The organism is Streptomyces sp. NPDC001108, assembly GCF_053598535.1.
In genome coordinates this window covers 665,500-676,892 of record NZ_JBSFKL010000002.1, presented here as the reverse complement: position 1 = coordinate 676,892, position 11,393 = coordinate 665,500, and the positions used below count along the sequence as shown (strand labels likewise).

2 protein-coding genes are annotated in these 11,393 nt (G+C 66.6%); both read left to right on the top strand.

Features of this window, described 5'->3' with window-relative positions:
* Positions 1-90 precede the first annotated feature (90 nt).
* Positions 91-4,359, top strand: a complete 4,269-nt coding sequence (locus ACWC97_RS07825; protein WP_450648038.1) for a LamG-like jellyroll fold domain-containing protein — start codon at positions 91-93, stop codon at positions 4,357-4,359.
* Between the two features lie 219 nt (positions 4,360-4,578).
* Positions 4,579-11,385, top strand: coding sequence for a polymorphic toxin-type HINT domain-containing protein (locus tag ACWC97_RS07820; protein ID WP_450648214.1), 6,807 nt, complete (start codon positions 4,579-4,581; stop codon positions 11,383-11,385).
* The last annotated feature ends 8 nt before the right edge of the window (positions 11,386-11,393 follow it).

Here is an 11,393-nt window from a genome sequence, read left to right as displayed (position 1 = left end):
TCTGGTTGGAAGTGTGGCCCGTACATATAGTCCACCCAGATTCCCTGCTTCTCACGGAATCTTCATCTTCTTGAGGTTGGTGTGGGTGCTATGCGGAGACGGTTGCGTGGTCGACGAGGAGCCGGGGTGGTGGCTGCCGTCGCGTTGAGCCTCGTGGCGGGAGGAGCGCTGACGCCACAGGCGGGCGCGGCTCCCGTGCCACAGGTGTCGAAGTCCGCGGAGCCGACCGGTGGTGACACGGAATCAAGTGCCGAATCGAGCATCGACGCGGCCCAGGCCAGGGCGAAGCGCGAGGGGCGTCCGGTCGAGGTGATGTCCCTGCGGGGAGAGAGCCGCGAGGTCTTCGCGACGCCGGACGGAAACCTGGAGGCCCAGGAACATTTGCGCCCGGTCCGGACCCGGGTCGGCGGAGAGTGGAAACCGATCGACACCGCGCTCGCACGGACCGGCGACGGCGGAGTGGCCCCGAAGGCCAGCACGGTCGACCTCGAATTCTCCGGGGGCGGCAGCACACCGCTGGTACGCATGAAGAAGGCCGGACGCGAACTGGCCCTGTCCTGGCCCGGGAAGCTGCCGGCGCCGGGTCTGGACGGTGCGACCGCCACGTACGCCGAGGTTCTTCCCGGTGTGGACCTGCGGATGGAGGCGCAGGAGGACGGGTTCACCCAACTGCTGGTCGTGAAGTCCGCGCAGGCCGCGCAGAGCGAGGAGCTGGCCGAGCTGCGCCTGAGGCTTGCCGCCGACGGCATGGAAGTGAACACGACGGCCGAGGGCGGGCTCGAAGCGGTCGACAAAGGCGCGAAGGGGGCGGTCTTCGAAGCGCCGAAGCCCATGATGTGGGACTCCAGTTCCGCCGCACCGGAAAGTTCGGCGAAGAGCGCGGCCTCGGCGAGGTCGGCCGCGGTGGAGTCCTCGGAGAGTGTCTCGCCGACGGAGTCCGGACGGCTGGCCCCGGTAGGCGTGGAGATCGCGCCCGGTGGCGGCGAACTGGTTCTGACACCGGACGCCGATCTGCTGAAGGGCGCCGACACCACGTACCCCGTCTTCATCGACCCGCAGTGGTACTCGCCCCGGGCCTCCGCCTGGACGATGGCCTCGCAGTACTGGGCATCGTCACCGCAGTGGAAGTTCAACGGTGAGTCCACCGCCGGCATGGGGTACTGCAACTGGGACTACTGCGCGCCCAACGACACCAAGCGGCTGTTCTACCGGGTCCCCACATCGACCTACGCCGGCAAGTCGATCCTCTCCGCCGAGTTCGTGGTCCGCAACACCTGGTCGGCCTCGTGCTCGGCGCGCAAGGTCCAGCTGTGGCGCACGAAGGACATCTCCTCGTCCACGACATGGAACTCGCAGAACGCCGCCGGGTTCTGGATCAAGAAACTGCAGACCGAGTCCTTCGCCTACGGATTCACCGGGTGCGCCGCGAAGGACGCGGAGTTCGACGTGAAGGCCGCGGTGCAGGAGGCGGCGAACGGCAAATGGTCCACGATGACGTTCGGCCTCCAGGCAGACGACGAGTCGGACAAGTACGGCTGGAAGCGGTTCTCGGACAAGGCCGTCCTGCGGGTGAAGTACAACCGCCCGCCGGTGCAGGTGAAGATGTCGCAGCTCACCATGGAGTACGGCGGGACATGCAAGCGACCGGAACAGGCCGCCCGCGTCCGTACGCTGGGAACGATCACAGCGAGCAAGGTGACGGATCCTGACAAGGACAACGTCTCGGTCCAGTTCCAGGCATCGTGGGACGCCGGGGACGGCAAGGGCAACATTGCCCGCTGGAACCCGGCGCGGACGACATCGAAACCGTCCGGTTCGAGCTTCGTCATCAGCCTTCCAAGTTCGATTCCGCAGAACAAACGGGTCGCTTGGCAGGTCCGGGTCTACGACGGAGCCGAGTACTCCCCGTGGTCCAGCGCGGGCGACCCCACGGGCTGCTACTTCACGTACGACACTTCGGTTCCCAAGGCCCCGTCCGTCACCTCGAGCGACTACCCGGCCTCCGACCCCGAGAACCCGGACGATCCCTGGTACGACGGGGTCGGCAAGTACGGCGCGTTCCGGATCAAGGCCGCCGAGAACGACGTCACGAAGTACCAGTACGGCCTCAACGGCTCTCCGCTGCCGAAGAACGAGTTGACCACCTCCGGCGGGGCGGAGAAGACCATCCAGATCCTTCCCTCGGAACCCGGGCTGAACTTCCTCACGGTCCGGTCGCTCGACGCCGCCGGAAACGGCAGTGAGGAGCGGACGTACTTCTTCCGCGTCAAGATCGGGCAGCCGGAGAAGGCCGCCTGGCGCATGGACGACGAAGCCGGTGCGACTGAAGCCCAGGGGACCGCGGGAGCACGGGTGGCCGCGCTCAAGGGAGGCGCGACCGCGGGCGTCCCCGGTGTCCTTGGAACGGCGGTCTCGTTCGACGGGGTCGACGACTACGCGGTGACCGACATTCCCACCGTCGCCACCGAGACCGGGTTCTCCGTCTCGGCATGGGCGAATCTGTCCCGGATGCCTGACACGGCGGCCATCATCGCCGCCCAGCCGGGCAACTACAGCCCGAGCTTCGAGCTGTACTACTCCAAGGCGTACGACCGCTGGGTCTTCAACCAGTACACGGCCGACACGGCGACTGCCGGAGCCGTACGTGCCATGGCACCCGCCCCGGGCGGGGTCGCTCCCGGCCAGTGGACGCATCTGGTCGGTACCTACAGCTCGGCGTCGAAGGAACTGAAGCTCTACGTGCAGGGCACGCTCGTGGGCACGACCACGTACAGCACGCCGTGGGACGCCCGTCGCGGGCTCCAGATCGGCGCCGGCTCGTACGGCGGGCAGCAGGCGTCGTTCTTCCCCGGCGCCATCGACGAGGTGCGGATCTTCGACAAGCCGATCTCGGCGACGGAGGTCACCAGCCTGTACAACAAGCAGCCCATCGGATCGGGGCGACCGGCCCGCGCGGTGTTCCCCATGGACGAACCGGCGGGCGCCACGGAGATCACCGGGCGCGCCGACGTCCATCCGGCCGTGCTCCAGGGCGGCGCCGCCATCGGCCAGCGCGGTGTGGACGGCAACGCGCTCACGCTCGACGGGGACGGTGACTACGCCGTCTCCGGCGCTCCCCACATCAACAACCAGCGCAGCTTCACCGTGTCGGCCTGGGCGAAGATGCCGAAGACCAAGCCGACCCACGCGGCGATCGTCGCCAGCCAGACGAGCGCGCACAAACCCGGCTTCGAGCTCTACTACTCAAGCGCCTACGACCGCTGGGTGTTCAACCAGTACATGGCCGACACCTCGGACGCGGGCGTGGTCCGCGCCATGCAGCCAGAAGGGACGACGGCGTACGGCGGCGACTGGGTGCACCTGGTCGGTGTAATGGACACCGTGGTCGACCGGCTGACGCTTTATGTCAACGGCGTCGAAGCGGGCCAGGCCAAGGCCGCCACGACGTGGTACGCCGGAGGCCCCGTCCAGATCGGGGCGGGTTCGTACGACGGGAAGCCCGACTCGTACTTCCCCGGGCAGATTGACGACGTCCGCCTCTACGACCGGCCGCTGTCCGCCGGAGAGGTCCAGCAGATGTTCCGGCAGAGCCCGGTCCTCAAGGGACGCTGGAACTTCGAGAAGACGACCGCCGGTACACCCGTGAGCACCCCGGACTCCTCGGGAGAGTCCTCGGCGATGAACCTGTACGGCGGAGCGAAGACCGGCCCCGGAACCATCGACGACCAGGGCCTCCAGCTGGACGGCGTCGACTCCTACGGGGAGGTGCCGACCATGCCGGTCGACGCCGGGTCGAGCTTCACGGTGAGCGCGTGGGCCCAGGCCGCCGCGCTGCCGGACCACCCGATGACCGTGGTCAGCGCCGGAGGGAGCAAACGGAGCGCCTTCGACGTCCGCTTCCGGCCCGACCCGGCCGATCCGCAGGGGCTGGGGCGCTGGGAGCTGACGCTCCCGGACGCGAACAGCTCGACCGCCGCGGTCAAGCAGGTCGGCAACACGGAGTTCTTCGACGTCCGCGACTGGAACCACCTGGCCGTGGTCTACGACGGCTTCGCCAAGGAGGCCCGGCTCTACGTCAACGGCGTCCTCCAGGAAGTGGCGTGCGGTGACAGCGACGGAGACGGCGCGGCGGACGACAGCGCCTGCCAGGACCTCGTCGCCTGGGCCGACAACGTGCTGACCTTCCAGGCCGACAAGGGCATGCAGGTGGGCCGCACTCTGGCGGGCACCGCGAGCGACTACTTCGCGGGGACGATCGACGACGTCTGGGCCTTCGAGGGAGCGCTGAACGACAGCCAGGTCAGTTACCTCGCCAACGTCTGGTTCGAGATTCCGACCGAAGTGCCGGCTGGCATCTGACTCCGGCGGACGGGGACACCCGACTGGGAAGCAAGCCCGGTCGGGTGTCCCCGTGCCCGCCGGGCCTTCAAGAACATCTCCTTTGGGCCGCGCGCGGCGTGTTCGGGATTCCCGGCACACGCGCCTGACAGTGATGGACAACTGCGCATGAGACATGGAACAGGATTTACCTCCAGGAACAGAGTGTTCCGGCGAACATCGCTGGCGGTATCCGCCGTGATGGTCGCCACCCTGCTTCAGGCGGCGGCAGCTCCCGCCGCGATGGCCACGACCTCCAACCTGCCCGGCCTGCCGTCGGCAGAGAAGCCGGTAAAGGGAGTCAGAGAGGCCAAGGCCAAGCCCCGGCCCCGAACCCCGGGGGCCAGGGTTCCGTCCAGAGCCCCGAGAACGGAGCTGCCCGAACCCTCCGTGGAGACAGTCTCGATGCCCGGCGCCGACGCCAGGGGCAGTGCGCGCTTTGCTATCCCCGGCAAGCAGCCGATCGGTATCGGCCGGGCCCAGGACAAAGCGCGGGACAACGCGGCGGCCAGAGGCAGCAGGGCTGGTGAGGCCCCCGCGCCGATCAACGTGACCTCACGTGTACTCGGGAGTGAGCAGGCGCGCCGAGCAGGTGTGAACGGTGCCCTGTTCAGCCTCACCCCGAAGCTGGCGAAGGCTCCGGACACCGGGACGTCCGCGAAGAAGACCAGCTCTGCTGCGCCCGCCGTCGGGCGCAGCTCCGTCGCGCTGACCGTCGACTACGCCCCCTACGCGGAGCTGTTCGGCGGGTCGTACACCTCGCGTCTGCGCCTGGTCGAACTGCCGGCCTGCGCACTGACCACCCCGGACAAGCCGCAGTGCCGCACAGGCGAGTCCATCCTTGCCACGAACAACACTGCGGAGCGGAAGCTCACGGCGAAGTCGGTGAACCTGCGGGCGGACGGCCCGACCGTGCTGGCCGCGACGGCCGCGGCCGCGGGCGACAAGGGAGATTACAAGGCAACACCGCTCTCCCCGTCGGCCACGTGGAACACCAGCCTCAACACCGGAGACTTCACCTGGTCCTACGCCATCGACACTCCTGGGGTCCCGGGTGGTCTGAAGCCGGGTGTCGCTCTCTCCTACTCTTCTGGGGCCATCGACGGACGCACCGGCGGGACGAACAACCAGGGCTCCTGGGTCGGCGACGGCTTCGACCTGTGGCCCGGGTACATCGAGCGCCGCTACAAGCCGTGCGCGGACGACGGCGTGAAGAACGCCGACGGCAACAAGCCCGGCGACATGTGCTGGGCGTACGACAATGCCTTCCTCTCCTTCAACGGCTCGGGTGGTGAGCTCGTCCCGGCGGGCGACGACGAGTTCAAGCTGAAGCACGACGACGGCACCCGCATCAAGCGACTGAAGGACTCCACTCGGGAGAACGGCGACAACGACGGCGAGTACTGGCGGCTGACCGACCCCCAGGGCACCCGCTTCTACTTCGGCTACCACCAGCTGCCGGGCTGGAGCACGGGCAAGGAAACCACGGAATCCACCTGGACCCTTCCCGTCTACGGCAACAACACCGGCGAGGCCTGCCACGCCGACGCCTTCGCCGCCTCCTGGTGCCAGCAGGCCTGGCGATGGAACCTCGACTACGTCGTGGACGCCCACGACAACACCATCAGCTACTACTACGGCCGGGAGACCAACTCCTACGGCCGCAACCTGAATGCGGCGGACGACACCCCGTACACCCGCGGCGGCTACCTGAAGCGCATCGACTACGGGCAGAAGGCGACCGAGGTGTACACCTCGAAGCCTCTGGCCCAGGTTGTCTTCAACAACAGCGAACGTTGTCTTCCGGAGTCGGGCGTCACCTGCGCGGCGGACACCATCGACAGCAAGGCGTTCTACTGGTACGACACGCCCTGGGACCTGAACTGCAAGGCCGGCACCAGCTGTGACGGCAACCGGCTCGCACCTTCCTTCTGGACGCGTAAGCGGCTGACCGGCATCACGACGCAGACACTCAAGTCCGACGGCACTTATGCCAAGGTTGACTCCTGGAAGCTCGACCACCGCTGGGGCCAGGCAGACGTCGACTACCAGCTTCTGCTCGACAGCATCCAGCACACCGGCGAGTCCACGACGCCGGCCATCACCCTGCCCAAGGTGACTCTGCAGTACGTCCAGTTGGCCAATCGACTCGACAAGACCGGCGATGGGTACGCCCCGTTCATCAAGGAACGTCTGACCTCGGTGGCGGACGAGTACGGCGGCCAGGTGACCGCCAACTACTCCGAGCCCGTGTGCGACTGGAACAACCTCCCTACCCCGGAGACCAACACCACCCGCTGCTTCCCCCAGTTCCTCGGCGGTAGCGACACCGAACCTGCCGAGAAGCACTGGTTCAACAAGTACGTCACCACCTCTGTAACGTCGACCGACCGCATCGGCGGCGCACCCGACCAGGTCACGCGCTACGACTACCTCGGCGGAGCCGCCTGGCACTTCGACGATGACGACGGCCTGACCAAGGAGAAGGAGAAGACCTGGTCACAGTGGCGCGGCTACGGCCAGGTCCGGGTCCGCACCGGCGGTCAGGGCGGTGACGCAGCCATGAAGACGCAGCAGGACTCCTACTTCCTCCGGGGCATGGATGGCGACCGGAAGAACACCTCCGGCGGCACGAAGACCGTCACCGTGAGCCTCGACGCGGGCGAGGGTGATCCGATCGCCGACCACGAGACCACTGCCGGATTCGCCTACAAGACCATCTCGTTCGACAAGCCCGGCGGCAAGGTGCTCGCCAAGTCGGTCAACCGGCCCTGGTACCACCAGACCGCGAAGAAGGTCCGCGACTGGGGCACGGTGACGGCCAACTTCATCGGCAACTCCGCCACCAAGCAGTGGACCTCCCTCGACAACGGCGCTGGAGCCAAGTGGCGTACCACTTCCACGGCCGCCGCATACGACACCATTGCAGGGCGGCTCGTCCAGTCGGACGACTTCGGTGACGACGCCACCGCGGCCGACGACCGGTGCACCCGCATCACGTACCCCCCGGTGACGGGTGCCAACCTGCTTACCTTGACCGCTCGGGAGGAGACGGTCACAAAGGCGTGCGATGCCACGACCGACCGCTCCAAGGACGTTCTCTCGGACACCCGGACCGCATACGACGGTGGTGCTTACGGTGCCGCCCCCACCAAGGGCGACAAGACCGCGATCGCCGCGCTGAAGAGCCACGACGGCACTAAGGCCACCTACCTGGAGTCGGGTGCCACCTACGACGCCTACGGCCGTGCACTGACTGCCACGGACCTGACCGCCGATGTCACCGCCACAGGCTCCGACGCACCGGTCCGTACCGCCCGCAAGGACGGGCGTACGACGACCACGGCATACACACCGACGACTGGTCAGGCTGCCGAGATCAAGGTGACGACGCCGCCGGCCGTCGCCACCGACGTGACCTCGGCGCAGACCACCACCACGGTGATGGAGCCCGTCCGCGGCTCCGTGGTGAAGCAGACCGACACCAACGGCAACGTGACCGAGCTGTCCTACGACGCCCTGGGCCGGTCCACCAAGGTATGGCTGCCGGACCGGCGCACCAGCCAGGTCCCGAGCCAGGAGTTCGCCTACACGATCACTGACAACACGGTCGCGGTCGCGTCCAAAACCCTGAACAACACGGGCGGTCAGATCGCGTCGTATGCGCTCTACGACGGCTTCCTGCGCGAGCGGCAGACCCAGACCCCCGGTCCGGGCGGCGGCAGCATCATCAGCGATGTCTTCTACGACGACCGCGGACTGGCGGCCAAGTCGTTCGCGCCCTACTACACGACGGGCAAGCCGGGCACTCAGCTCTTCAAGCCGGCTGACGCGCTGTCCGTGGAATCTCAGACCCGCACCATGTTCGACGGGCTGAATCGCGCCGTGGAAGTCCGGCAGATCGCGGGCAACGGCGACGGCGGCGCGGTCCTCAGCACCACCACGACCACTTTCGGCGGCGACCGCACCACTGTCATTCCGCCGGTCGGGGGGACAGCGACTACCACGCTCACCGACGCCCGCGGCAACACCACCGAGCTGCGTCAGCACCACAGCCGCTCGGCCGCCGCAGCCTTCGACTCCACCCTCTACGAGTACACGCCGCGCGGCGAGCTCAAGAAGGTGACCGACCCCGCGAAGAACAGCTGGACCTACACGTACGACCAGCGTGGACTTCAGACGGCTTCCACCGACCCGGACAAGGGCGCCACCGAGAGCACCTACGACGACCGGTCCCAGCTGATCTTCGCCAAGGGCTCACGCACCGATGTCCCGGGGCTCTCCTACCTCTACGACAATCTCGGCCGTCAGACCGAGGTGCGTGAGGGATCGGCCACCGGCACGCTGCGGACCAAGAATGTCTACGACACGATCAGCGGCGCACAGGGCCAACTGGCCGAGTCGACCCGCTACGTCGACGGCCAGGCGTACACCTCCAAGGTCACTCAATACGACCGGCTCTACCGTCCGACCAGGACCGCCGTCACGATCCCGGCAGCCGAAGGCAAGCTCCAGGGCACCTACCAGGCGGGCACGTCCTACCTGCCGTCCGGGCTGGTGAGCGGCGTGAGCTACTCCGCGGCCGGCTCACTTCCCGGGGGTGCGACCAACTACACCTACGAGGCCGACACTCTGCGGACGACCGGGGTGTACGGAGATGGCATGACCTCCGGCGTCGCCTACAGCCCGACCGGGAAGCCGCTGCAGTACACCATGGCGCTGTCCGGCAGCACCAAGAAGACCCAGGTCACCAACACGTACGAGTGGGGCACCCAGCGGCTGGCGACCTCGCGCGTCGACCGCCAGGACCAGCCGGGCGTCGACCGCAACGTCACCTACAGGTACGACGAGGCGGGCAACGTCCGCTCGATGGCGGACGTCTCCCGCAGCGGCACCGACAACCAGTGCTTCGTCCAGGACTACCTCGGCCGGGTCACCGAGGCGTGGACCCAGCCCGTCACCACCTGCGCCACGGAGCCGTCCGGCGGCCTGATTGGCGGACCGGCCCCGTACTGGCAGAGCTTCACGTACGACAACTCCGGCAACCGGGCCACCGAGATCCAGCACGACCCCACCGGTGACACGACCAAGGACACCAAGCGGACCTACACGTACCCGGAACCGGGTCAGCCGCAGGCCCACGCCCTGAGCTCCGTCACCACGGCGGCCCCCTCGGGAACCACGACCGGCTCCTACGCCTACGACGCGAGCGGCAACACCACCACTCGCCCCGGCCAGAAGCTGAACTGGGACGCCGAGAACCACCTCTCCGAGGTGACCGAGAACGGCAAGACCACCAGCTACGTGTACGACGCGGCGGGCAACCGTCTCATCAGCCGTACCAGCACCGAGGCCACGCTCTACCTGGGCAACACCGAGCTCACGGTTCCCACCGGCGCCGACAAGGCCAAGGCGACCCGCTACATCGACCTCGGCGGCGGTCAGACGGCCGTCATCGCGGACGACGGAACGGTCTCCTTCACCATCGCCGACCACCACGGAACCGGCGAACTCGCCATCCAGGCGTCGGACCTGGCCCTCACCCAGCGCCGCACGCTCCCGTTCGGCGCGACCCGCGACTCGAAGCCGGCCAACTGGCCTGGCACCAAGGGCTTCGTCGGCGGCACGGACGACACCAAGTCCACCGGCCTCACCCACCTCGGCGCCCGCGAGTACGACCCCGAACTCGGCCGCTTCATCTCCGTGGACCCGCTCCTCGACCTGAGCGATCCCCAGCAGATGAACGGCTACACCTACGGCAACAACAACCCCGCCACCCTCAGCGACCCCGACGGCCTGCGGCCACTCGGCATCTGCGGACACACCGGCATCTGCGATGACGGTACGCGCGAGAACTTCACCATGAACGAGAACGGAGGATGGGACCAGCATCTGCAGAAGACCAAGGTCGAATCGCGAAGCGACGGTTCCACCCTGTTCACGCACGAGAAGTACGTCAACGGGCGCAAGGTAGCGACACGGTTTGTAACCGTCGGAGAAAAAGGACTTGTCCTCGGTAATCTCCCGGTCGGTGAGAACCGATACTGGCGGCTGGCTAAAGAGGTCTTCAAACTCACCGTCTTTGACCCTGAGGATCTAGCAGCTTGTAAGGATATTTCCTGGGAGTGCGGATGGATTGTCACTGACATTCCGATCCTGAAAGCCGGAAAGATCCTCAAGCTTGCCAAGGCAGGAGAGAAGAGCGCCAAAGAGGCCAAAGCCGCTGAGAAAGCAGCGGAGTGCCTGACCGGCGGCAATCACAGTTTTCTCGCCGGAACTAAGGTCCAGCTGTCCGACGGGACGACTAAGAATATCGAAGACGTCGAGATCGGTGAAAAGGTTCTGGCCACAGACCCGGAAACCGGAAAGACGGAACCCCGCGATGTCGTGAACACCATAGTCACGGAGGATGACAAGGACTTCACCGAGATCGCGGTGAAGTCCGGCGGGAACACATCCAAGATCACCGCGACGGATACCCACCCCTTCTGGTCCCCGGCGGAAGGGCGGTGGATCGATGCAGGCGATCTCAGGGCCGGAGACAAACTCCGCACTGACGCCGATGACGTGGTCGAGGTCTCCGCTGTCCATCACTACCAGAAGCGTCAGCGCACTTACGACCTCACGGTAGACGGCATCCACACGTACTATGTACTCGCAGGTAGCACACCTGTGTTGGTACACAATTCTGGCTGTGGCCCGGACTTGGGTGAGTCCTGGAAGCCGAAGCCCGCATCACAGGTTTGCGGAACGGGTGGATGCGAGAAGGTTGCCGACCATATTCAGTCGGTCATTGGTGGCGACATCATGCGAATCACCGATAGGTATGGCGCACCGCAGCTTGGTAAGTATCGCGGCATTGACAGTGGGTGGAATTACCACGATGTCGTCGTCAAGGATGGTCGAGTGTTCGATGCAACAACTGGGAGACGGGGTGAACCGATTGATCAATATCGGGCGAATTTCGAGTATGGCGACGACCTCGTCTTCAGCCCAGCTCCCAGGTAGCAGGTGAC

Coding starts and splice junctions, on each gene's coding strand:
- ACWC97_RS07825 (WP_450648038.1), top strand. CDS start 91: ATGCGGAGACGGTTGCGTGGTCGACGAGGAGCCGGGGTGGTGGCTGCC.
- ACWC97_RS07820 (WP_450648214.1), top strand. CDS start 4,579: ATGGTCGCCACCCTGCTTCAGGCGGCGGCAGCTCCCGCCGCGATGGCC.